General features: G+C 64.6%; 19 protein-coding genes. 14 read left to right on the forward strand and 5 right to left on the reverse strand.

The features are described 5' to 3' along the window. Positions 1-107 precede the first annotated feature (107 nt). Positions 108-620 carry a DUF1993 domain-containing protein gene (locus tag EYF70_RS17870; protein WP_131146611.1) on the forward strand — a complete coding sequence of 171 codons (513 nt, stop codon included), beginning with the start codon at positions 108-110 and terminating at the stop codon, positions 618-620. 230 nt (positions 621-850) lie between these two features. Here the strand turns inward: EYF70_RS17870 and EYF70_RS17875 are convergent, their stop codons facing one another. Further along, on the reverse strand, positions 851-1,045 hold the full coding sequence (locus tag EYF70_RS17875; protein WP_131146612.1) for a DUF1289 domain-containing protein: 195 nt from the start codon (positions 1,043-1,045) through the stop codon (positions 851-853). Then, a complete protein-coding gene (locus EYF70_RS17880; RefSeq protein ID WP_131146613.1) occupies positions 1,042-1,629 on the reverse strand; it encodes a DUF1415 domain-containing protein in 588 nt (195 codons plus the stop codon). Before EYF70_RS17880 ends, EYF70_RS17875 begins: the two co-directional genes overlap by 4 nt. Before the next feature lie 260 nt (positions 1,630-1,889). Here EYF70_RS17880 and EYF70_RS17885 point away from each other — a divergent pair, with 260 nt between their 5' ends. The 5 genes from EYF70_RS17885 to EYF70_RS17905 all read left to right on the forward strand — a co-directional run bounded on the left by EYF70_RS17885 (position 1,890) and on the right by EYF70_RS17905 (position 8,159). Beyond that, positions 1,890-3,236 (forward strand): transglycosylase SLT domain-containing protein, encoded by a 1,347-nt coding sequence (locus EYF70_RS17885; protein WP_229420438.1) that lies wholly within the window; start codon positions 1,890-1,892, stop codon positions 3,234-3,236. A gap of 274 nt (positions 3,237-3,510) precedes the next feature. Further along, positions 3,511-4,302: an enoyl-ACP reductase FabI gene (gene fabI / locus EYF70_RS17890; RefSeq protein WP_131146614.1), complete on the forward strand. Its 792-nt coding sequence runs from the start codon at positions 3,511-3,513 to the stop codon at positions 4,300-4,302. 445 nt (positions 4,303-4,747) lie between these two features. After that, a complete protein-coding gene (locus EYF70_RS17895) occupies positions 4,748-6,262 on the forward strand; it encodes a DEAD/DEAH box helicase (RefSeq protein ID WP_131146615.1) in 1,515 nt (504 codons plus the stop codon). Between the two features lie 157 nt (positions 6,263-6,419). After that, positions 6,420-7,418, forward strand: a complete 999-nt coding sequence (locus EYF70_RS17900; protein ID WP_131146616.1) for a L,D-transpeptidase family protein — start codon at positions 6,420-6,422, stop codon at positions 7,416-7,418. Between the two features lie 15 nt (positions 7,419-7,433). After that, positions 7,434-8,159, forward strand: a complete 726-nt coding sequence (locus EYF70_RS17905) for a M23 family metallopeptidase (protein ID WP_131146617.1) — start codon at positions 7,434-7,436, stop codon at positions 8,157-8,159. 348 nt (positions 8,160-8,507) lie between these two features. Here the strand turns inward: EYF70_RS17905 and mepK are convergent, their stop codons facing one another. Next, positions 8,508-9,044: a peptidoglycan L,D-endopeptidase MepK gene (gene mepK / locus EYF70_RS17910; RefSeq protein ID WP_131146618.1), complete on the reverse strand. Its 537-nt coding sequence runs from the start codon at positions 9,042-9,044 to the stop codon at positions 8,508-8,510. Positions 9,045-9,155: 111 nt separating this feature from the next. On the opposite strand from mepK, the gene EYF70_RS17915 reads away from it, so the two are divergent. The 5 genes from EYF70_RS17915 (at position 9,156) to EYF70_RS17935 (ending at position 15,853) form a co-directional block, all read left to right on the forward strand. Continuing rightward, positions 9,156-9,623, forward strand: coding sequence for a MarR family winged helix-turn-helix transcriptional regulator (locus EYF70_RS17915; RefSeq protein ID WP_131146619.1), 468 nt, complete (start codon positions 9,156-9,158; stop codon positions 9,621-9,623). Between the two features lie 78 nt (positions 9,624-9,701). After that, positions 9,702-10,661 carry a LysR family transcriptional regulator gene (locus tag EYF70_RS17920; protein ID WP_131146620.1) on the forward strand — a complete coding sequence of 320 codons (960 nt, stop codon included), beginning with the start codon at positions 9,702-9,704 and terminating at the stop codon, positions 10,659-10,661. Between the two features lie 184 nt (positions 10,662-10,845). After that, entirely contained in the window at positions 10,846-12,165 is a 1,320-nt protein-coding gene (locus EYF70_RS17925) for a Glu/Leu/Phe/Val family dehydrogenase (protein WP_371861634.1), read from the forward strand. A 340-nt stretch (positions 12,166-12,505) separates the two neighbouring features. Continuing rightward, entirely contained in the window at positions 12,506-13,612 is a 1,107-nt protein-coding gene (locus tag EYF70_RS17930; RefSeq protein WP_131146621.1) for a catalase family protein, read from the forward strand. A gap of 180 nt (positions 13,613-13,792) precedes the next feature. Continuing rightward, positions 13,793-15,853 carry a S9 family peptidase gene (locus tag EYF70_RS17935; RefSeq protein WP_131146622.1) on the forward strand — a complete coding sequence of 687 codons (2,061 nt, stop codon included), beginning with the start codon at positions 13,793-13,795 and terminating at the stop codon, positions 15,851-15,853. 188 nt (positions 15,854-16,041) lie between these two features. Here the strand turns inward: EYF70_RS17935 and mqo are convergent, their stop codons facing one another. Beyond that, complete coding sequence (gene mqo / locus EYF70_RS17945) at positions 16,042-17,646, reverse strand: malate dehydrogenase (quinone) (RefSeq protein ID WP_131146624.1); 1,605 nt, start codon at positions 17,644-17,646, stop codon at positions 16,042-16,044. Positions 17,647-18,154: 508 nt separating this feature from the next. Between mqo and gloA2 the strand changes: the two genes are divergently transcribed. Beyond that, positions 18,155-18,538, forward strand: a complete 384-nt coding sequence (gene gloA2, locus EYF70_RS17950) for an SMU1112c/YaeR family gloxylase I-like metalloprotein (protein ID WP_131146625.1) — start codon at positions 18,155-18,157, stop codon at positions 18,536-18,538. 154 nt (positions 18,539-18,692) lie between these two features. On the opposite strand, the gene senA is transcribed toward gloA2, so the two are convergent. After that, the gene (senA, locus tag EYF70_RS17955; protein ID WP_229420440.1) at positions 18,693-19,895 is read right to left on the reverse strand and encodes a selenoneine synthase SenA; all 1,203 of its coding nucleotides are present in this window, start codon (positions 19,893-19,895) and stop codon (positions 18,693-18,695) included. A 49-nt stretch (positions 19,896-19,944) separates the two neighbouring features. On the opposite strand from senA, the gene senB reads away from it, so the two are divergent. Next, the gene (senB, locus tag EYF70_RS17960) at positions 19,945-20,907 is read left to right on the forward strand and encodes a selenoneine biosynthesis selenosugar synthase SenB (RefSeq protein WP_307722057.1); all 963 of its coding nucleotides are present in this window, start codon (positions 19,945-19,947) and stop codon (positions 20,905-20,907) included. After that, a complete protein-coding gene (selD, locus tag EYF70_RS17965; protein ID WP_131146627.1) occupies positions 20,904-21,953 on the forward strand; it encodes a selenide, water dikinase SelD in 1,050 nt (349 codons plus the stop codon). The genes senB and selD overlap by 4 nt, the downstream gene beginning before the upstream one ends. The last annotated feature ends 399 nt before the right edge of the window (positions 21,954-22,352 follow it).

A 22,352-nucleotide genomic window follows, 5' to 3' on the forward strand; every position in this document is an offset into this window, starting at 1 on the left:
TCACGAATGCCGTTCAGTAACGAAGCGTGCTGACAACGCAAACGTTGCAACGTTGGCGAACTTGTTATGATGCCCACTCCAAAACGGGATTAACGACAGGAGTTGCCATGAGTTTTTCAATGTATTCCGCCTCGGTGCCGGTGTTTCAGCAGATCCTGAACAGCCTGCTCGACATCCTCGACAAGGCCGACCGGCATGTCGAAGCCACGCGCATCGACCCGAACGCCCTGCTGCAGTACCGGCTGTTCCCGGACATGCTGCCATTCACCCGGCAAATCCAGATCGCCGCCGATTTCGCCAAGGGCGCCGGCGCCCGGCTGGCCGGCCAGGAAGTGCCGTCCTATGAAGACACGGAAAAGAGTTTTGCCGACCTGAAGCTGCGCATCAAGAAAACGCTGACCTTCCTGGACAGCCTGCCGCGCCACGAGATCGAAGTGAGTGCCGAGCGCGCCATCACCACCGGCAGCGGCGAAAAGACGCGCCACTTCACCGGCCAGGCTTACCTGATGCACTACGCCCTGCCGCACTTCTTCTTCCACGCCACCACCGCCTACGACATCCTGCGGCACAACGGCATCGAGATCGGCAAGAAGGATTTCATCGGCACGATCCCGCAATAGCGCGCGGCCGAAAAACGGTGACAGGCACCATTTGATTTGCAATGTTCGGTTTGCCAAGCTGCCTGTTACCAATGCCGCACATATAAGCCCCAAGTGCAAATTCTGGGGTCAGACCCGGCGGGTCTGACCCCGGCTCTTCGCAGTTGGGGTAACTGTATGCGCAATCAATGTGCGCGGTAACGCTTAACATAATGGCATTCGCCCCGTCACCAGTCTTCATCCGCGCGATGTCAGCCATTCCGCCGCGGATAGCCCTGCGCGAGGATGCGCTGCCACACCAGTTCCTTTTGCTCGGCCGACATCGATACCCAGTGCGCCACCTCGATATACGTGCGTCCGCAGCCGCGGCATACATCGTCGAAGGTGGTCGAGCACACGGCCACGCACGGCGTATCCGGGCGCTCGGGAAGTTTCTCGTCCGTCATTGCTTTTCCCGGGGGAACAGCTTGTCCCAGCCTTCATGGCCCAGGTTTTCCATCGTCTCGATATTCTTTTCGAAAATGGCTTCCGCTTCGGGGAAGGCTTCGACGGCGCGCTCCACGCTGTCTTCGCGCAGCAGGTGCAGCGTGGGGTATGGCGAACGGTTCGTGTAATTGCCGATGTCGTTCCGGTCCGTGTCGGCAAACTGGTAGTCGGGGTGGAAGCTCGCCACCTGCAACTCGCCGACCAGGCCCATGTCTTCGAGCGCGGCATCGGCCACGTCGAGGAACTCGTTGTAGTCTTCGAAGTTATTCAATACATGGGGATGGATGATCAGCGTGGTGTCGACTTGCTCGGCAGGCGTGTCGGACAGCGTTTGCAGCTCATCCATCAGGGTTTCCAGCAGCTCCTCGGGCGTGGTGGCATCGGACACCACGTAGCGGATCTGCTTCTTGACGTGGACGGCCTTGGCGAAGGGGCACAGGTTCAGCCCGATCACGGCTTTTTCCAGCCACTGCTCGGTTGCCGCGATGGCGCTCGCGTGGTCCACGGCGGGCTGGCTGCCGCCATTGCTGCTGGCATTGCTCATAATAAACTTCCTGGGTGTGAAATACCGGTCCGACATTGTACGCACCGGATGACGTTTACGCCATTTGCTTCCATTTTGATGTGATCCACAGGGATCTTGCCATTATTTTTCTCGATGCCGTAGCTCAAGTTTTTTGTAACGGCGCCGACATATTGCTTGACGGCGACCTGACAACCTCCTTAAACTCGGCCTTTAAATTGGTAGTCCGTCCCGCCCCTGGGCTTGCCCTGGTTAACCTGACGACAACACAATGGAGCACTATGCGAATTAAGTACATTCCCCTGCTGGCAGCGATCCTTGCCGCGGCACCGGCGATGACCCAGGCAGCCGACGCCGCCGACAGTCTCCCGCTGATGCCCCTGACCGCCGCCGCCAAGGCCCCTGCACCGAACCTCGCTACTCCTTCCCATACCGTCAAAGCCCCTTCCGAAGACCCGTTCCGGGAAACGGATGTGTGGAACCGCATCCGCACCGGCTTTTCAATCCCCGACCTGAACAACTCCCTGGTGTCGAAGCACGCCAGCTGGTACGCCGAACGCCCGGACCACATGGCCCGCACGTCCGCGCGCGCATCGCTGTACCTGTTCCACGTGGTGACGGAACTGGAGAAGCGCAACATGCCGACCGAACTGGCCTTGCTGCCGTTCATCGAATCGGCCTTCAACCCGGTGGCCGTGTCGAGCGCGAACGCCGGCGGCATGTGGCAGTTCATGCCCGGCACCGGCCGCGACTTCAACCTGAAGCAGAACGCCTTCAAGGATGACCGCCGCTCGGTGCTGGCCTCCACCGATGCCGCGCTGACCTACCTGCAAAAGCTGTACGACATGTTCGGCGACTGGCAACTGGCGCTGGCGGCATACAACTGGGGCGAAGGCTCGGTGCAGAAGGCCATCGCGAAAAACCGCGCGGCCGGCAAGCCGATCGACTTCGACAGCCTGTCCCACCTGATGCCGGCGGAAACCCGCAATTACGTGCCCAAGCTGCAGGCCGTGAAGAATATCGTGGCCAACCCGGCCCGCTTCGGCCTGTCGCTGCCCCTGATCCGCAACGAGCCGTACTTCACCGCCGTCGACAAGACCAGCGATATCGACCTGGCCATCGCCGCCCAGCTGGCCGAATTGTCGGTGGACGAGTTCAAGGCCCTCAATCCCCAGTTCAAGCGCCCGGTGATCACCGGCGGCGAGCAGACCCAGATCCTGCTGCCGAAGGAAAACGCGGAAAAGTTCCACCTGAACCTGGCGCAGTGGGGCCAGGCGCTGTCCACCTGGACCACGCACCGCGTCAGCAGCGCGCGTGAAAGCATCGCTTCGCTGGCATCGAAATTCCGCACCACGCCGGACGTGATCCGCAAGGCCAACAACCTGCCGTCGCGCGGCGTGCTGACGGCCGGCTCGACGATCCTGGTACCGAAGATCTCCACCAGCGCGCACCTCGACATCCCGGTCGAGATCGCCGACAACGCCACCGTCAACGTGGCCGAGGAAGCGATGGCCAAGCGCAGCAATTACCGCAAGGCGAAGGCATCGGGCAACAAGTCCAAGTCGCGCATCAAGCTGGTGAAGGCACGCGTCTCGCGCGAGCAGGCCGGCAAGAAACGCCGCAACTGATCACCAGGAGCGCGGCCGGCCGGGCCGCCCTTCACCCCCACCGAGGCTGCGCGACCCATGTCCCCGCAGCCTTTGCCGTTTTCGCGGCGAATTCACGCCGAACCACGCCGCGGCCGCGCGCGCCGTAGCATTCCGCCAAGCTTGCAGCCGCCGCCCCCAAGCCATACAATCTCGATCTTGCGGTAATGCGTACCCGTCATCGATTGGTCCGTCACCAACTAGAATAACAACCCATGCTTGCGCCGGCTGCGCGCAACAGGCAATTGGAGTAATCATGGCTTTCTTGCAAGGCAAAAAAATCCTCATCACCGGCTTGCTGTCCAACCGCTCGATCGCCTACGGCATCGCGCAGGCCTGCCACCGCGAAGGCGCCGAGCTGGCCTTCACCTATGTCGGCGAACGCTTCAAGGACCGCATCACCGACTTCGCCGCCGAGTTCGGCAGCAAACTGGTGTTCGATTGCGACGTCGCCAGCGATGAGCAGATCGAGGCATTGTTCCGCGACCTGGGCCAGAGCTGGGAAAGCCTGGATGGCTTCGTGCACGCGATCGGCTTCGCGCCGCGCGAGGCGATCGCCGGCGAATTCCTCGACGGCTTTTCGCGCGAGAACTTCCGCATTGCCCATGACATCTCCGCCTACAGCTTCCCGGCCATGGTGAAAGCCGCCCTGCCGCTGCTGAAGGAAGGCTCGTCGGTGCTGACGCTGTCCTACCTGGGCGCCATGCGCGCGATCCCGTACTACAACACGATGGGCCTGGCGAAGGCATCGCTGGAAGCCTCGGTGCGCTACCTGGCCGAGAACCTGGGCCAGAAGGGCATCCGCTCGAACGGCATCTCGGCCGGCCCGATCAAGACGCTGGCCGCGTCCGGCATCAAGGATTTCTCGAAGCTGCTGGGCTTTGCCGCCAGCCACGCCCCGCTGCGCCGCAACGTGACGATCGAGGAAGTGGGCAACACGGCCGCCTTCCTGCTGTCGGACCTGTCGTCCGGCATCACCGGCGACATCGTCTATGTCGACGGCGGCTTCTCGCACGTGATGGGCCTGAACGCCAGCGATTACCAGTAATCCGCAAGTCCTGAACGGCGCCCCCGCAACGCGGGCGCCGGCATCTGCCCGACCCGTCCGCACGATTTAGATATTCGTGCAGGAATGAAAGAAATCGGGTATGATGTTCTTTGTGCGTTGCAACAGAATGCGCACAAAGAAGAAGAACACGAGAATCATTTAGCTCTTATTTAGCTCCTTAATCAGCTTCGCAAGCCTTCGCGTATCCCGGTTTCCCTGTCCGTGCCGCATGTCAAATGCAGCCAGTGCATCGTCCGGATGACGCTTATAAAAAGCCCCCCGCCTCAGCGTGTCGCTGCGTAATCGCGCAGCATGACACCGTCCCGGCGCAAAGCTTTTGTGCCGAAATTTCTATTCATGTCGTATAGAGTCATTTCGTTCGGTTGGCGTAGCTATGTTGCGTTCTGCGTTTGTGCAGGAACGCGCAATTTTACGAAAGATATACATGACTTTTGAAGCACTTGGACTCCACGCATCGATCCTCAAAGCCCTGACCGATTCCGGCTACACCACGCCGACCCCGGTCCAGGAGCAAGCTCTGCCCGCCGCGATGGCCGGCAAGGATCTGCTGGTCTCCTCGCAAACGGGTTCCGGCAAGACCGCGGCCTTCATGCTGCCTTCGCTGCACCGCCTGGCCGAACTGGCCCCGGCGGAAGCGACCGGCCGCACCCCGAACCAGGAAAAGCAGGCTGCGCAAGCGCGCGGCGAGCGTCCACGTTTCAAGGCAGCCCAGCCGAAGATGCTGGTGCTGACGCCGACCCGCGAGCTGGCCTTGCAGGTCACCACCAATACCGACAAGTACGCCGTCAACCTGCGTCGCCTGAAAGCCGTGGCGATCCTGGGCGGCATGCCTTACCCGAAGCAGATGCAACTGCTGTCGCGCAATCCTGAAATCATCGTGGCAACGCCGGGCCGCCTGATCGACCACATGGAATCGGGCAAGATCGACTTTTCCCAGCTGGAAATCCTGGTCCTGGACGAAGCCGACCGCATGCTGGACATGGGCTTCATCGACGACATCGAAAAGATCGTCGCCGCCACGCCGGCCACGCGCCAGACCATGCTGTTCTCGGCCACGCTGGAAGGCACGGTCGGCAACATGGCACGCCGCATCACCAAGGATCCGATGACCATCGAGATCAAGCAGGCTGCCAACAAGCATGAAAACATCACGCAGCGCGTGCACTTCGTGGACGACCTGTCGCACAAGAACCGCCTGCTCGATCACCTGCTGCGCGACGAGACGCTGGACCAGGCCGTGGTGTTCACGGCCACCAAGCGCGATGCCGACACGATCGCCGACCGCCTGAACATCGCCGGTTTCTCGGCCGCCGCACTGCATGGCGACATGCACCAGGGCGCCCGTAACCGCACGCTGGACAGCATGCGCCGCGGCACCGTGAAGGTGCTGGTCGCCACCGACGTGGCCGCGCGCGGCATCGACGTGCCGACGATCACGCACGTGTTCAACTACGACCTGCCGAAGTTCGCCGAAGACTACGTGCACCGCATCGGCCGCACCGGCCGCGCCGGCCGCAATGGCCTGGCGATCTCGCTGGTGAACCACTCGGAAAACATGAACGTGCGCCGCATCGAACGCTTCACCAAGCAGTCGATCCCGGTGAACGTGGTGGAAGGTTTCGAGCCGAAGAAGGCCGCGGCACCGCGTTCCGCCGCGCGTCCGGGCTGGAAGCCGGGCGAAGGCCGTGGCGGCAAGCCGGGCCAGCGCAGCTTCTCGAAGCCGGCGTACCCGCGCGATGGCGCACCGCGTGAAGGCGGTTTCGCCCGCGACAGCAGCCACTACCGCAGCGAAGGCACGCCGTTCCGTGCCGACGGCGCACCCCGTCCTGAAGGCGGTTTCCGCCGCGAAGGCGCGCCGGCCCGCAAGGAAGGCGGCGGTTTCCGTCGCGACAGCGCACCGCGTTCCGACGCACCGCGCCGTCCGTGGGGCGAGCGCTGATCGCCAGCGTAGTCAAGTAACATGAAAGCCGCCGGGTTCGCCCGGCGGCTTTTTTTTGACCCAGCCACACGTTACTGCCGCGTTGCCCCGCGCACGCGTACGCTACCGTACAGAACGACGTCCGGCGGCGCGGCACACTGGAGCCATGAAAAATCTCATGCTCACCCTGCTCCTCGCTGCGCCGCTGGCGCATGCCCAAAATGTGCCGCCAGCCCAGCCGGCGTCGCCCGCCCAGGCTGCGCAGCCAGCCCAGCCGGGCCAGTCCGCGCCCCCGCCTGCGGGCCAGCAGGCGGCCCAGTCCCCCATTACGCCGGACCAGGTCCCCGCCGACCTGCGCGCGCAAGTCCTGCTGGACCGCGCGCACTTCTCGCCCGGCGAGATCGACGGCAAGGTCGGCAGCAACATGCGCCAGGCCATCGCCGGCTTCCAGAAGGCGCGCGGCCTGCAGGTCACCGGCACGATGGACCAGGCTACCTGGAATGCGCTGGACGACCGCCAGCCGATCCTCGGCACGTACACGATCACGGATGTCGACGTGCAGGGCCCCTTCGGTCCCGTACCGGAATCGATGGCCGACAAGGCCAAGCTGGCGTCGCTGCACTATGAAACGATCGAGGAAGCCCTGGGCGAACGCTTCCATGCCAGCCCGGAATTGCTCAAGCAAATGAATCCCGGCAAGAACTTCCTGCGGCCGGGTGAAACGATCCTCGTGCCGAATACGGGCGCGACCGGTCCGCTGCCCGCCGCCGCCAGGCTGGTGGTCGACGAATCGGACCGCACGCTGTCGCTGCTCGATGTCAGTGGCAAGGTCATCGCCCAGTTCCCGGCCAGTACGGGCAGCGAGCACGATCCCCTGCCCGTCGGCACGTGGAAGATCAATGGCGTCGGCCGCAATCCCGACTACCGCTACAACCCGAAACTGTTCTGGGATGCCAAGCCCGGCGAAGGCAAGGCGCTGATCAAGCCCGGCCCGAACAACCCGGTGGGCGTGGTGTGGATCGACCTGTCGAAGGAACACTACGGCATCCACGGCACACCGGTGCCGTCGAAGATCGGCAAGACCGAATCGCACGGCTGTATCCGCCTCACGAACTGGGACGCCGCCAAGGTGGCCAATGTCGTGTCGGCCGGCTTCGAGGTCATCCTGCAAGACTAAACACGGAGGCACATCATGAAATGGCTGCTGACCTTGCTGTTGGGCGCTGTACTCGGCGTGGTGGGAGCGGTGTTGTGGCTGGGGCGCGATGTGCCGCCGACCATTGCCACGGAGCCCGCGCCAGCGCCCGCTCCGGCGCCTGCGGGGCCGCCGGCCGCGGCGCCTGCACCGGCGCCAGCCGCCGGCACGCCGGCAACGCCGCCAGCGGGGGTACCGTTGCCGGCCAAGGATTTACCGGAAGTGCAGCCGCCCGCTCCGGTCGACCCGGCAACCACCAGTTTCGACATCGACGTGAAGCCGTCGATCGGGCCGCTGCTATTGCCCGTGGCCGGCGTCAGCCCGCGCGAGGTCACCGACACGTTCAACCAGCCGCGCGGCACCGAGCGGCAACACCAGGCGCTCGACATCCCCGCGCCGAAAGGCACGCCGGTACTCGCGGTGGCGGACGGCAAGATCGTCAAGCTGTTCACCAGCAAGCCGGGCGGCCTGACCGTGTACCAGTTCGATCCGTCGGAAAAATACGCGTACTACTACGCCCACCTGGACAGCTATGCGCCGGAACTCAAGGAAGGCAACACCATCCGGCGCGGCCAGATGATCGGCTACGTGGGCGTGACGGGCAATTCGGATCCGAACGCGCCCCACCTGCACTTCGCGATCTTCGAGCTGAAAGCGGACAAGAAGTGGTGGGAAGGCACGCCAATCAACCCCTATCCATACCTGGCGGGCACCGCGAAATAGAAAAATGCCCGTGCCGGGCATCTTGTCTACAGCGGAAGAGCAGGTACAACCATCGGAAGAGACGCGCACGATGCGCCGGAACCGGTGTCGGCGATAACCTTGGCAAAAGCGATGGCAGACCGTATTGCTGATTAGGTAAGCCTACCCCAAGTGCAAATTCCGGGGTCAGAAAGGAATGCTGGCATGCATGCCAGCACCGTTCCGCAGGCGCGAAGCATGCTTCGCGAATCCCCTGCGTCACCCCGGCGGGTCTGACCCCGGCCCTTTGCTTTTGGGGTGAATGCAAGCGCTTTCGATGTATTGCGTAACGCGTAACTTAAAGGGATGACCGACAGGCCGCGCCTTCGACTACCAGTGCCGCACCCGCCCCGTATCCATGTGCACGAACTGCGAGTCGTGGTAATAGCCCACGCCGCCGGACTTGAGCGCCAGCGCGGCCTTGTGCACCTGCTTCAGATCCTTGCCGGGAATGCGCAAGTCGATCGCCTTGCCTTCCAGGTGCATGCTGTGCCTGGCGACGCCGCCGCTGGCGGCGGCCAGCTTGCGGTTGGTTTCCGGCGAGCGGTAGCCGGAAATGATGTGCACCACATTGTTGCTGCCGAATTGCGCAGAAACCTTTTCGACCAGCAACAGCAGTGCCGGATCGATCGTGGCGATCGTGTTGCTGCGGTGGTCGCGCAGCAGCTTGTTGATGTCCTGTAGCGCATCCGGAATGAACTGCCCCTCGGCCCAGAACACGCTCTTGAGCGATTCGCCCGTGTGCGTGTTATGGAAGCGCAGGATGCGTTCGTGCGGCGCAGCGACAGCGGCCCGGGCCAGCGCGGGCATGCTCAATGCGGACGCGACGGCCACCGATTTCTTGAGGAATGATCTGCGTTGGTTCATGGGTGAATGATACTCCTGTTCGCTTCCTGCTGTTTTTTATGGCGCGCTGCAACTCTTTGGCATATACTTGAGTACTCAAGTACATTTCAAGCTTAACTCAAGGATACTGGAATGAATACACATCCCGACACTCGCCGCGACGACGACCGTGCCGCCGCCGCCCTCGACTTCTGCCTGCGCCTGGCACGCGTGCAAGCCACAGTCGTGCGCCGCCTGGACGCGGTCCTGGGCGGCCATCATGGCCTGTCTTTCGGCGACTTCATGCTGCTGCATCACCTGTCGAAAGCGCCGGGCGGCCGGCTGCGCCGCGTCGATCTCGCCGAGCGGCAGGGCCTGACGGCGTCCGGCGTCACCCGCACCCTGCTGCCGATGGAAAAAACCGGCCTGGTGGCGCGCATGGCGGACGAGCGCGACGCGCGGGTGGGCTTCGCGGCCATCACGCCCGCCGGCCACAACCTGCTCGACAACGCGCTGCTGACCGCCCGCGAGACCTGCGCGGAACTGCTCAGGCATGCCCCGCAGGACCAGCTGGATACCCTCACGGCCGTGCTCGGCAACATCCTGGGGCCGGGCGCATGAACCGGCGGGCTGGCGCGCCCCACCACGCCGGCCCGACACCGCTACAATGCGCGCATCAACGCAACCCGGGCAGGCACGATGGAAACCAAATGGCTGGAAGACTTCATCTCGCTGGTCGAGACCAATAACTTCAGCCGGTCGGCACAGCTGCGCCACGTCACGCAGCCGGCCTTCTCGCGCCGTATCCAGTCGCTGGAGAACTGGCTCGGCACCGACCTGATCGACCGCACCACGTTCCCTACCCGGCTCACGCCGGCAGGTCACGTGTTCTACGAGCAGGCACTGGAAATGCTGGGCCAGATCAACGGCGTGCGCGAGCTGCTGCGCCACAAGCGGGTGACCGCGCAGACGACGATCGACCTCGCCGTGCCGCACACGCTGTCGCTGACGTTCGTGCCGAAGTGGATCACGCAGCTCGAAGAGGATTTTGGTCCCATCCACAGCCGGCTGATGGCATTGAACGTGCACGACGCCGTGCTGCAGCTGGTCGAAGGCGGCTGCGACCTGCTGCTGTGCTACCACCATCCGCGCCAGCCGGTGCAGCTCGATCCGGGCCGCTACGACATGCTGGTGATGGGCCGCGAAGCGCTGCGCGCCTATGCCCGCTGCGACCGGACCAGGCAGCCGATGTTCACCCTGCCCGGCCGCAAGGCCGCGCCGCTGCCCTTCCTGTCGTACACCACCAACGCCTACCTGGGCCGGATGGTCGACCTGATCCTGGCCGATGCCCGGCCCGCGCTGCACCTCGACAAACGCTACGAGACCGATATGGCGGAAGGCCTGAAGATGATGGCGCTGGAAGGGCGCGGCATCGCATTCCTGCCCGAATCGGCCGTCACGCGCGAAGTGAAGCAGAAGCTGCTGGCCCCCGCCGATGCCGCCGGCAGCTGGGAGATCGAGATGGAGATCCGGCTGTACCGCGAACGCCCGTCGCCGGCGCGCCCTGGCAAGCCGCTGGTGGCCGAACTGTGGGACTTCCTCGAAGAACGGCTGCAGCCGGCAAAGGCGAAACGGCGCCTGGCGGCGTCCGAGCGCTGACGCCGAGGGGCGCGGCCGCCGAGCGCAAAAAACCGCGTTATGCATTTTTTGCATAGCCGGATGCGCAAGCGGCATTGGCACGGAAATGGCGCCGCATCCTATGATTCGCCTCGCTGGCAGTACCCGCTGCCGACCAAGAAACTGCGCACGAAGAGCGCACAACAAGCGAGACAGGAGTCAAACAATGACGAACGCCGTACAGCATCCCGTGACGAATTCCCCGGCAACGCACGCACTGCCTTCCTACCTCAATGCCGACGATCTCGGCCCATGGGGCCAGTACCTGCAGCAGATCGACCGCGTCACGCCGCACCTGGGCGCGCTGTCGCGCTGGGTCGAAACGCTGAAGCGCCCGAAGCGCATCCTCACCGTGGACGTGCCGATCGAGCGCGATGACGGCAGCATCGCCCACTTCGAGGGCTACCGCGTGCAGCACAATATGTCGCGCGGTCCGGGCAAGGGCGGCGTGCGCTTCCACCAGGACGTGACCCTGTCCGAAGTGATGGCCCTCTCGGCGTGGATGACGGTGAAGAACGCCGCGGTCAACGTGCCGTACGGCGGTGCCAAGGGCGGCATCCGCGTCGATCCAAAGACGCTGTCGAAAGGCGAACTGCAGCGCCTGACGCGCCGCTACACGAGCGAGATCAGCCTGATCATCGGCCCGACCAAGGACATCCCCGCGCCGGACGTGAACACCAACGAACAGGTGATGGCATGGATGATGGACTCCTACGCCATGATCGAAGGTAACCTGTCGACCGGCGTGGTGACCGGCAAGCCGATCTCGCTGGGCGGCTCCCTGGGCCGGCGCGAAGCCACCGGGCGCGGCGTGTTCGTCGTCGGCCGCGAAGCGGCACGCCAGCGCGGTGTGGCGATTGCCGGGGCGCGGGTTGCCGTGCAAGGCTTCGGCAACGTGGGTGGCGTGGCCGCCACGATGTTCGCGGAGGCCGGCGCGAAGATCGTCGCCGTGCAGGACCATACCGGCACCATCGTCAACGAAGGCGGCCTGGACGTCGCGGGACTGCATCGCCACGTGGCCGAGACGGGCGGCGTGAACGGCTTCCCCGGCGCCGATGCCTTCCTGGACCGCGATGCGTTCTGGGACGTGGCCTCCGACATCCTGATTCCGGCGGCGCTGGAACAGCAGATCACGGCGGCGAACGCGCCGCGCATCCGCACCAAGATCATCCTCGAGGGCGCCAATGGCCCGACCACGCCGGAAGCGGATGACATCCTCACCGAGCGCGACGTCCTGATCGTGCCGGACGTGCTGGCCAACGCGGGTGGCGTGACCGTCTCCTACTTCGAGTGGGTGCAGGACTTCTCCAGCTTCTTCTGGAGCGAGGACGAGATCAATGCGCGCCTGACCCGCATCATGCAGGAGGCATTCAGCGCGGTGTGGGAAGTGGCGCAGGAGAAGAAAGTCACGCTGCGCACGGCCACCTTCATCCTGGCGTGCACCAGGGTGCTGCAGGCGCGCGAAGTGCGCGGGCTGTACCCGTAAGGTCGACGCAGCAAGGCGTGCCGGAGCAAGGCTCGCCTTGGCCAGGCATGCCGTGGTAAAGCATGCCGCAGTAAAGCTTGCCGTAATAAGCTTGCCGTAATAAGCATGCCGTAGTAAAGCCCGCCGTAGTAAAGATTGCTGTAGTAAAGCCTGCTGTAGTAAAGGGTCCCGACCAATCCGACAGAGATGCGGGGGAGACATGGGGAAACCCCGGAGAGCGCTGCCGCGAGGCGGCGCTTTTTCGTTTCGACAGGCCCGTATTTGTTTGCTGGCCCACAGACAGCCGGCCCGCCGCCGCGCCAGAATCGCATGGTATCCAGGACCACAACGGAGACCCGCCATGCGCCCACCCATCGAGTACGACTCCCGCTACGAAGTGCTGGAAGCCGACGAAGCCGACACGCAGGCCGACCTGCTCGACGTACTGCACGCGATCGCCGACACGACCTTCCGCGACACCGGCCAGCCGCTGCGCAGCGTGCATGCCAAGAGCCACGGCTTGCTGCGCGCCGAGCTGCGCGTGCTGCCCGGTCTGCCATCCGTGCTGGCGCAGGGGCTGTTCGCCGCGCCAGCGAATCTTCCCGTCGTGATGCGGCTGTCCACCACGCCGGGCGACGTGCTGGCGGACAGCGTGTCCACGCCGCGCGGCATGGCGCTGAAGGTGATCGGCGCGCAAGGCCCCCGCCTGCCCGGCAGTGAAAACGATGCCACGCAAGACTTCGTGCTCGTCAACGCCACCACCTTCCTCAACGCCGGCCCGAAGGCCTTCCTCGCCGGGCTGTCGATGCTGGCCGCCACCACCGACAAGGCCCCGGCACTGAAGAAGATGCTGTCGGCCGCTCTCCGGCAGGTCGAGCGGGCCATCGAGAAGACCGGCACCGACAGCGCGGCCGTGAAAGGCATGGGCGGCCATCCGGCCACGCACCCGCTCGGCGACAGCTACTACAGCCAGGTACCGATCCTGTTCGGGCCCTACATGGCCAAGGTGGCGCTGGTGCCGACCGCCGTGGGGCTGACCCGGCTGCACGGCGAGCCGGTCGACTACGGCGCCGATCCGGACGTGCTGCGCCAGGCCGTGGTCGACTACTTCGCCCAGCAGGGCGGCGAATGGGACTTGCGCGTGCAGCTGTGCACCAATATCGAAGAGATGCCGATCGAGGATGCGTCGGCCGAATGGCCGGAAGCGCTGAGCCCCTACGTGACCGTGGCAAGGGTCGTCGCACCGCCCCAGATCGGCTGGAGCGAGGCCTTGTCCACGGCGATCGACGAGGGCATGAGTTTCTCGCCATGGCACGGCCTCGCCGCGCACCGGCCGCTGGGTTCCGTCAACCGCGTGCGCAAGGCGGCCTACGAGATGTCGTCGAAGCTGCGCGGCCGGCGGCGCGGCGCGGCGATCGTCGAACCTGTGTCGCTGGACGGCCTGCCGTTCGATCTCGCGGGGCACTGAAGCAAGCCGCCGCCGATGCGCTGGTGTCCGACACCTTTTACGGCAGAGTCGCCCGGAAAAGATGTCCGACACCAGTACTGACGCCACCACCTGATCCTCCCGCCGCGAATCCACTTTGCTATCATGCGCGCCTTGGCCGGCGCGTGCCGGCCTCCCTTTTTGAAGATCGGAGAATACCGGATGACCCTACGCCTGCTGGTAACCGGCGCGGCCCTCGCGACGGGCGCCCTCGTGGCCGCCCCCAGTGCGATGGCGGCGCCACGCGGCCTGACCATCGAAGACCTCGCGAGCATGGAGCGCGTCGGCAGCCCCGTGCTGTCGCCCGACGCCTCGCGCGTCGTCTATACCGTGCGCAGCACGAACCTGGAAAAGAACCGCGGCACCACCCAGCTGTGGATGATCGACCTGCGTGCCGCCAAGCCTGTACCGCAACAGCTCACGTCGCACGAGACCAGCAGCCTGGACCCGGAATGGTCGGCCAGCGGCGACGCCGTATACTTCCTGTCCAGCCGTTCCGGCTCGGTGCAGGTGTGGCGCCTGCCGGCCGGCGGCGGCGAAGCGGCCAGGGTGACCGACCTGCCGCTCGACGTCGACAGCTTCCACGTCTCGCCGAAGGGCGACCGCCTGGCGGTGACGATGGCCGTGTTCCGCGACTGTGCCGACCTGGCCTGTACCAAGAAACGCAACGACGAGCGGGCTGCCGGCAAGGCCACCGGCAAGCTGTATGACCAGCTGTTCGTGCGCCACTGGGATACCTGGGCCGACGGCAAGCGCAACGTACTGTACTCGGTGCCGCTTGGTTCCTCCCCCTCCTCCAGCGCCGTCAGCCTGTCCGGTGCCCTGGATGGCGACATTACCAGCAAGCCGTTCGGCGACCGCGGCGAATACACGTTCAGCCCGGACGGCCAGCGCATCGTCTTCTCGGTGCGCGTGGCGGGCAAGAGCGAAGCCTGGTCGACCAACTTCGACCTGTACGACGTGCCGGCCGCCGGCGGCGCCGCGCCGCGCAACCTGACGGCCGACAATCCCGCCTGGGACACCAAGCCGCAGTTCTCCCCTGACGGCAAGACGCTGGCGTACCTGGCCATGAAACGCCCCGGCTTCGAAGCCGACCGTTTCCACATGATCCTGCAGGACGTCGCCACCGGCAAGAAGCGCGTGCTGGCTGAAAGCTGGGACCGTTCGATCGCCGACTACCGCTGGCGCCCGGACGGCAAGGCGCTGCTGGCCAATGCCGACGACATCGGCAACCACCGCCTGTTCTCGCTCGACGTCGCCAGCGGCAAGGCCAGCGCGCTGACGGACAAGGGCTATGTCGCCGAATTCGACGCGAAGCGCGATACCGTCGTCATGACGCAGAACAGCCTGCGCGATGGCGCCCAGCTGTACCGGCTGGCCGGCACGAAGGCCACCCAGCTGACCCAGGTAAACCGCGAACGCCTGGCGGACGTGAAGATGGGCGAGTACGAGCAGTTCTCGTTTGCCGGCGCCAACGGCGACACCGTGCATGGCTACGTGATGAAACCGTGGAATGCCGAACCGGGCAAGAAGTATCCGGTGGCCTTCCTCGTGCACGGCGGCCCGCAGGGCAGCTTCGGCAACTCGTGGAGCTACCGCTGGAACCCGCAGGTGTATGCCGGCGCCGGCTACGCCACCGTGTTCATCGACTTCCACGGCTCCACCGGCTACGGCCAGGCCTTCACGGATTCGATCAGCGGCGACTGGGGTGGCAAGCCGCTGGAAGACCTGAAGAAGGGCCTGGCCGCGGCCGGCCAGAAATACCCGTGGCTCGACACGTCGAATGCCTGCGCGCTGGGTGCTTCGTACGGCGGCTACATGATGAACTGGATCGAAGGCAACTGGAGCGACGGCTTCAAGTGCATCGTCAACCACGACGGCGTGTTCGACCAGCGCGGCATGGGCTACTCGACCGAGGAACTGTGGTTCACCGAATGGGAAAACGGCGGCACGCCGTACGCGAACCCGGAAGGCTATGAAAAGTTCAACCCGGTGCACCATGTAACGAAATGGAAGACGCCGATGCTGGTGATCCAGGGCGACCTGGACTTCCGCATCCCCACCGCACAGGCGCTGGCCACCTTCACCGCGCTGCAGCGGCAGGGCATCAAGTCGAAGCTGCTGGTATTCCCGGACGAGAACCACTGGGTGCTGAAGCCGGCCAACTCGATACAGTGGCACCACACGGTGTTCGGCTGGCTGGATGAGCACCTGAAGAAGTAAAGCCGGGTCGGAATCGCTGCACGGATAAAAAATCCCCCTCCATGCCTGGCATTGAGGGGGATTTTTTTCATGCCCGCGCCCGCGGTCGCGCCCGGGCCGGCATCTGCGTTACTGCGTTACTGCGTTACTGCGTTACTGCGTTACTGCGTTACTGCGTTACTGCGTTACTGCGTTACTGCGTTACTGCGTTATTGCTGCACGGCGGCCGGCACGTCCAGCGTGATCGCCTTCAGGCCCAGCACCGCGCTGCTCTGCTGGCGGATCTGGTTGGCGTAGGCCGCGTCGGGATTGAGCTTGCGGCCATACGACGGCACCATCTCCTTCATCCTGGCCTGCCATTCCGGCGTGGCCAGCTGGCCCTTGAACGACGACTTCTCGAGTACTTTCAGCATGATCGGCGCGGCCGTCGAGGCACCCGGCGATGCGCCCAGCAGCGCGCTCATCGTGCCATCGGCGGAGCTGACGACCTCGGTGCCGAACTGCAGCAGGCCGCCCTTCTTCGGGTCGTCCTTGACGATCTGCACGCGCTGGCCGGCATTGACCAGCGTCCAGTCTTCCAGCTTTGCTTCCGGCAGGTAGTCACGCAGCGTCGCCAGGCGGTCTTCCGGCGACTGCATCACCTGCTGCACGAGGTATTTCGTCAGCGGGATGTTGTCGTAGCCGGCTTCGAACATCGGCTTGACGTTGTCGCCGCCGATGGAGGCCGGCAGGTCGATCCACGAACCGTTCTTCAGGAACTTCGTCGAGAACGTGGCGAACGGGCCGAACAGCAGCGCCTGCTTGCCATCGATGATGCGGGTATCCAGGTGCGGCACCGACATCGGCGGCGAGCCGACGGAAGCCTTGCCGTACACTTTCGCATTGTGCTGCTTGATCAGTTCCGGATTGTTCGTGACCAGCCACTGGCCGCCGACGGGCACGCCGCCGAAGCCCTTCGCTTCCGGAATGCCGCTCTTTTCCAGCAGCGGCAGCGAACCGCCGCCGGCGCCGATGAACACGAACTTCGCGCGCACCGTCTTCAGCGTGTTGTCTGCCAGGTTCTTGACGGTGACGTTCCAGTTGCCGTCGGTGCCGCGCTTGATGTCCTCCACCTGGTGGCGCAGCGACAGCGTCATGCCGCCCTTCTCCGTCAGGTGCTTCACCATGCTGCGCGTCAGCGTGCCGTAGTTCACGTCCGTGCCGATTTCCATACGCGTCGCGGCCACCTTCTGGTTCTTGTCGCGGCCATTCATCACCAGCGGAATCCACTGGCGCAGCTGTTCCTGGTCTTCGGTATAGACCATGCCCTTGAACAGGTTTTCCTTTTGCAGGGCGGCGTAGCGCTTCTTCAGGAAGGCGATGTTTTCATCGCCCCACACGAACGACATGTGCGGCACGTTGTTGATGAAGGTGCGCGGGTCGCCCAGGTAGCCCTTCTGCACCTGGTAGGCCCAGAACTGCTTGGAGACCTCGAACTGTTCGTTGATGTCGACGGCCTTCTTCGTTTCGACGCTGCCGTCCGGCATTTCCGGCGTGTAGTTCAATTCGGCGAAACCGGAGTGGCCGGTGCCGGCGTTGTTCATCGCGTCGGAGCTTTCGGCCGAGACCGAATCGAGGCGCTCGAACATCTGCATGGTCAGGCCGGGCTGCAGCTCGTGGAGCATGGTGCCCAGCGTGGCGCTCATGACACCGGCGCCGACCAGCACCACGTCTACCGGTTTATCGGCGGATGGCGGCGGCGACTTGGTGCAGGAGGAAAGGATGAAACAGGAAAACAGGACGACAAGCGTCTTGCTGACAACGGACTTACGCATGATGGCATTACCTGAACGATGATCGCGATGCTGCCACCGCCATCATCCGATTGAAAAAAATCTTCAATGGTTCCTTGCGAAATATTTCCGGCAGGCCGGGCGGGCCGGACAAAAAAATTCCGTAAGGAGCGTGCGGCCACGAAGGTCGGGGCACGCGACGCGCAACAGAAGCAGCGCCACTGAGCGATACAGGAGCTGGATCAATCTGGCGTGACAGGATCACGCGGCAAACGACGGCGTGCCGGTTCCGGCATGCGGAAGGCACGTGATCGTTCCGGCGTCCATTGAAGAGACAAGGCCCGGTTGGGGCGAACGAATCTTAGGCCGGGAGGGAGAATGTCACCTATTCGGGATAATACTTAGGTCCTCTATAAGACCCGTTCGGCCATGCGGCCCGGCCGCCCGATACACGCATCGGATTTTCCTCGCATAATTCGCCCGCATATAATGCCGTGCATGCCATCGCAGCCGGTCCTGCACGACTCATCCATCGATTGCGTTACTACAGATGCTCAAACGAATCCATCACGCCGCCATCATCTGCTCCGACTACGAGCGCTCGAAGCGCTTCTACACGGAGGTGCTGGGCTTGCGCGTCATCGCCGAGAACTACCGCGCGGGGCGGCGGTCGTACAAGCTCGACCTGCAACTGCCGGACGGCGCGCAGATCGAGTTGTTCTCGTTTCCGGATGCGCCACCGCGGCCTTCGTATCCCGAGGCGCGCGGCCTGCGCCACCTGGCCTTCGCGGTCGACGATATCGGGGCCTGCAAGGCGCGCCTGGAAGAGCAAGGCGTCGTTGTCGAACCGATACGGGTCGACGAGCATACCGGACGGCGCTTCACGTTCTTCGCCGATCCGGACGGCTTGCCGCTCGAACTCTATGAAGATTGAAGCTTGGCGAAGATTGAAGCTTCCCGAAGTTTGAAGCTTCCCGAAGATTGAAGCTTCCCGAAGATTGATGCTTCCCGACGATTGAAGCTTCCCGAGGATTAAAGCCTTCCGGGGATTGAAGCTTCGCGAGGATTAACGCTGCCCGTGGATAAACCTAGTCCCGGCCGCAGGTCCTGAAGCCGCAGAAGATATCGTCCCGCTCCGGCATGAAGAAGTTGCGGAATTTCGCCGCGCCGAAGCGCGATGGCGTCGCGAACGATGCGCCGCGCAGCACCTGGTGCGTGGCGAACCAGGGTTCGGAATACTCGCGGTAGCGGTCCGCGCTGAAGCCGGGATAAGGCTCGAACGGCGACGCGGTCCATTCCCACAACTGCCCCCACCGGAACGCGGGGTGGCCATGCAGCGCCGCGTACTCCCATTCCGCCTCGGTCGGCAGCCGCCGGCCGGCCCAGGCGCAGTAGGCCTGCGCCTCGTACAGGCTGACGTGCCGCACCGGTTCGTCCGGGTTCAGCGTGGCCGCGCGGCCGAAGCGCACGGTGCGCCAGCCGCCTCCCTCGCGTTCCCAATAGCGGGGCGCGGAACGCTCCTGCCGCATCAGCCACGCGGCGCCGCCCGTGCTCCAGAACTGCCGGTTGTCGTAGCCGCCGTCGGCGATGAAATCCATGTACTGCGCGTTCGTCACCAGTCCCGCATCCATGTTGAACGGCGCCACATAGACCGGATGGGCGAACTTCTCGTTGTCGAACACGAAACCGGCGGTATCGGCCGCGCAGCCCAGTTGCAGGGTGCCGCCCGGGAAGCGGATACCCGCGCCGCCCGCCGGCGCGGGCTCGCCATGCGCCAGGTGCGCGGGCGCCTGCAGGCCGAGCGTCTGCAGTGTGTACAGGTAGGCTTCGCCGTGCATGTCCTCGTGGGCCAGCGCCAGGCGATACGCGTACAGCGCCTCGTCGGTGTTCGGCTCGCGCGACAATTTGTCGAGCACCCGGTCCAGCACTTCGTGGCAATACGTCTTCACGCCGCCAGTGCTCGGCAGGTCCAGCGTCCAGCGGCTGCGGTGCGGCACGTTGGCGGAATCGAACCAGTCGTCGCCCTTGGTCAGCAGCGAGGCGAACTGCGCGTCGGCCGGATGGCTCGACAGCGCCTCGCGCAGGATGAACCATTCGGCGAACCAGGCGGTGTGGCCCAGCTCCCACAACGGCGGATTGACGATGCGGATCTGCGGCACGTTGCGCGGCACGTCCATGCCGGCGGCGGCGAAGCAGTCGAACAGGGCCAGCGTATAATGCCGCGCATCCTGCAAGGCCTCGGCCAGCTGCTGCGTACGCGCGGTGCGAAAAGAGGCGGTAATGGAATTCATTGAGGGATTGTAACCAATGGCAGCTTCAAGCAAACGGACGATCTGTATCGTGAGCCCCGGCACGGCGCGCGACAACAACGGCAACTGGCACACGGCCGACCGCTGGGCCCGTTTCCTGCGCGACGACTACGACGTGGTGGTGCAGGAGCGCTGGTCGGCGCGGTGGCCCGCGCCGGACTTGCTGGTCGCGCTTCATGCGCGCCGCTCCGCCCGGTCGCTGGGCGAGTTCCGCGAGTACCACGACGACCGCCCCGCCATCCTGGTGCTGACCGGGACGGACGTGTACCACGACATCCATCGCGACTCCGACGCGGAATGCGCGGTGTTGCTGGCCGATGCGCTCGTGGTGCTGCAGCCGGCGGCGATCGGCGAACTGCCCGACATCGTCCGGCCGAACACCCACGTGATCTACCAATCCGCCGACGCGCTGCCGACGCTGCCGGGGGTGCCCGGCCGCAAGGACGTCACGATGGTCGGCCACCTGCGCGAGGTGAAGGATCCGGCCACGTTCATGCGCGCCGCCGCGCTGGTGACGGCGCCCGGCGTCTTCCTGCAGCAGATCGGCGCGGCGCTCGACGCGGACCTCGAACGGCTGGCCGAACGCACGAACGACACCGTGGAGCACTACGCGTGGCAGGGCGGCGCGCCGCGCGAGTACGCCCGCGACGCCATCCGGCGCAGCCACGCGCTGGCCGTCTGCTCGACGATGGAAGGCGGCGCCAACGTGATCGTCGAGGCCATCACCAGCGGCGTGCCCGTGCTGGCCAGCGACATCAGCGGCAACCGCGGCATGCTGGGCGACGATTACGCGGGATTCTTCCCGGTCGGCGACGCGGCCGCCCTGGCCCGCCTCATCGACCGCAGCGTGCAGGACGACGCCTTCATCGCCACGCTGCGTGCCCAGTGCGCCGCCCGCGCCCCGCTGTTCGCGCCCGAAGCGGAGCGGGCAGCATTGCTGCGCCTGGTGGATAATCTGTTTCACTCAATACCTTCAATTGGCAAAAGAACATGACTACCGAACCGATCAAACTTACCTCGTTCTCGCACGGCGGCGGCTGCGGCTGCAAGATCGCGCCCGGCGTGCTGTCCGAGATCCTCAAGAATTCCAGCGGCTTCCCCGTGCCGAAGGAACTGCTGGTGGGTATCGAAACGGCCGACGACGCGGCTGTGTACAAGCTCAATGACGAACAGGCGCTGATCGCCACCACCGACTTCTTCATGCCGATCGTCGACGATCCGTTCGACTTCGGCCGCATCGCCGCCACCAACGCGATTTCAGACGTGTATGCAATGGGCGGCACGCCGATCATGGCGCTGGCGCTGGTCGGCATGCCGATCAACAAGCTGCCGGTGGAAACCATCGGCCGCATCATCAAGGGCGGCGAATCGATCTGCGCCGAAGCGGGCATCCCCATTGCCGGCGGCCACACGATCGATTCCGTGGAGCCGATCTACGGCCTGGTGGTGCTGGGCCTGGTGCACCCGTCGAAGATCAAGCGCAATGCCGATGCGAAGGCTGGCGACGTGCTGGTGCTGGGCAAGCCGCTGGGCGTGGGCGTTCTGTCGGCCGCGCTGAAGAAGAACGTGCTGGGCGAGGAAGGCTACGCGGCCATGATCGCCAACACCACGAAGCTGAACAAGCCGGGCAAGGCGCTGTCCGAACTGCCCGGCGTGCATGCGCTGACCGACGTCACCGGCTTCGGCCTGCTGGGCCACCTGCTGGAACTGGCGCGCGGCGCCGGGCTGACCGCGAAGCTGGCGATGTCGCAGATTCCTCTGCTGCCGGGCGTCGAGCAGCTGGCGCACGACGGCTACTTCACCGGCGCCTCCGACCGCAACTGGGAAGGCTACGGCAAGGACGTGACCCTGTCGCCGAACGTCACGCCGGCGCAGCACACGCTGCTGACCGACCCGCAAACCTCGGGCGGGCTGCTGGTGTCGTGCGATCCGTCGGCCGTCGACGCCGTGCTGGCCATCTTCCGCGACAACGGCTTCGAAGCCGCCGCCGTCATCGGCGAAATGGCCGCCGGCGATCCGCGCGTGCAAGTCGCCGCCTGAAGCGTTGGTGTCCGACACCTTTTCGGGCTACCGGCCCGAAAAGGTGTCGGACACCGGTTTTCTCTCGATCTTGCCGATAATCCGCGTGAAAACCGGTGTCGCACACTTTTCCCGGATAATACGCCCGGAAAAAATGTCCGACACCAGATCCTCCATGCTTCCGGCTGGTCCCGATACCACATTCGCGGGCGAATTGTCTTGACAATAGCAAACATGTTCTCTTACATTGATGCCATGTTCACGCATCCGCAACTATCCGCTTTCCTGCTATCGCTTGCCAGCCTACCGCTGGCAACGCGCCTACTAGCACGCGCCTGATCGTTTCACCCCCTGTGCGCGCTGCACAACCGCTGTACCCCCCAAGCCGGCCATAAGCCGCAAAGTTTCACAGCCAGGAAA

The sequence above is a fragment of the Pseudoduganella albidiflava genome (genome assembly GCF_004322755.1).
Classification (GTDB): Bacteria; Pseudomonadota; Gammaproteobacteria; order Burkholderiales; family Burkholderiaceae_D; genus Rugamonas; species Rugamonas albidiflava.

Bases quoted from the DNA above. Each gene is read 5' to 3' on its own strand.
- mqo (WP_131146624.1), bottom strand. From the start codon at position 17,646: ATGCGTAAGTCCGTTGTCAGCAAGACGCTTGTCGTCCTGTTTTCCTGT.
- EYF70_RS17885 (WP_229420438.1), top strand. From the start codon at position 1,890: ATGCGAATTAAGTACATTCCCCTGCTGGCAGCGATCCTTGCCGCGGCA.
- mepK (WP_131146618.1), bottom strand. From the start codon at position 9,044: ATGAACCAACGCAGATCATTCCTCAAGAAATCGGTGGCCGTCGCGTCC.
- EYF70_RS17930 (WP_131146621.1), top strand. From the start codon at position 12,506: ATGCGCCCACCCATCGAGTACGACTCCCGCTACGAAGTGCTGGAAGCC.
- senA (WP_229420440.1), bottom strand. From the start codon at position 19,895: ATGAATTCCATTACCGCCTCTTTTCGCACCGCGCGTACGCAGCAGCTG.
- selD (WP_131146627.1), top strand. From the start codon at position 20,904: ATGACTACCGAACCGATCAAACTTACCTCGTTCTCGCACGGCGGCGGC.
- EYF70_RS17935 (WP_131146622.1), top strand. From the start codon at position 13,793: ATGACCCTACGCCTGCTGGTAACCGGCGCGGCCCTCGCGACGGGCGCC.
- EYF70_RS17880 (WP_131146613.1), bottom strand. From the start codon at position 1,629: ATGAGCAATGCCAGCAGCAATGGCGGCAGCCAGCCCGCCGTGGACCAC.
- EYF70_RS17875 (WP_131146612.1), bottom strand. From the start codon at position 1,045: ATGACGGACGAGAAACTTCCCGAGCGCCCGGATACGCCGTGCGTGGCC.
- EYF70_RS17920 (WP_131146620.1), top strand. From the start codon at position 9,702: ATGGAAACCAAATGGCTGGAAGACTTCATCTCGCTGGTCGAGACCAAT.
- fabI (WP_131146614.1), top strand. From the start codon at position 3,511: ATGGCTTTCTTGCAAGGCAAAAAAATCCTCATCACCGGCTTGCTGTCC.
- EYF70_RS17900 (WP_131146616.1), top strand. From the start codon at position 6,420: ATGCTCACCCTGCTCCTCGCTGCGCCGCTGGCGCATGCCCAAAATGTG.
- EYF70_RS17905 (WP_131146617.1), top strand. From the start codon at position 7,434: ATGAAATGGCTGCTGACCTTGCTGTTGGGCGCTGTACTCGGCGTGGTG.
- EYF70_RS17870 (WP_131146611.1), top strand. From the start codon at position 108: ATGAGTTTTTCAATGTATTCCGCCTCGGTGCCGGTGTTTCAGCAGATC.
- EYF70_RS17915 (WP_131146619.1), top strand. From the start codon at position 9,156: ATGAATACACATCCCGACACTCGCCGCGACGACGACCGTGCCGCCGCC.
- EYF70_RS17895 (WP_131146615.1), top strand. From the start codon at position 4,748: ATGACTTTTGAAGCACTTGGACTCCACGCATCGATCCTCAAAGCCCTG.
- EYF70_RS17925 (WP_371861634.1), top strand. From the start codon at position 10,846: ATGACGAACGCCGTACAGCATCCCGTGACGAATTCCCCGGCAACGCAC.
- gloA2 (WP_131146625.1), top strand. From the start codon at position 18,155: ATGCTCAAACGAATCCATCACGCCGCCATCATCTGCTCCGACTACGAG.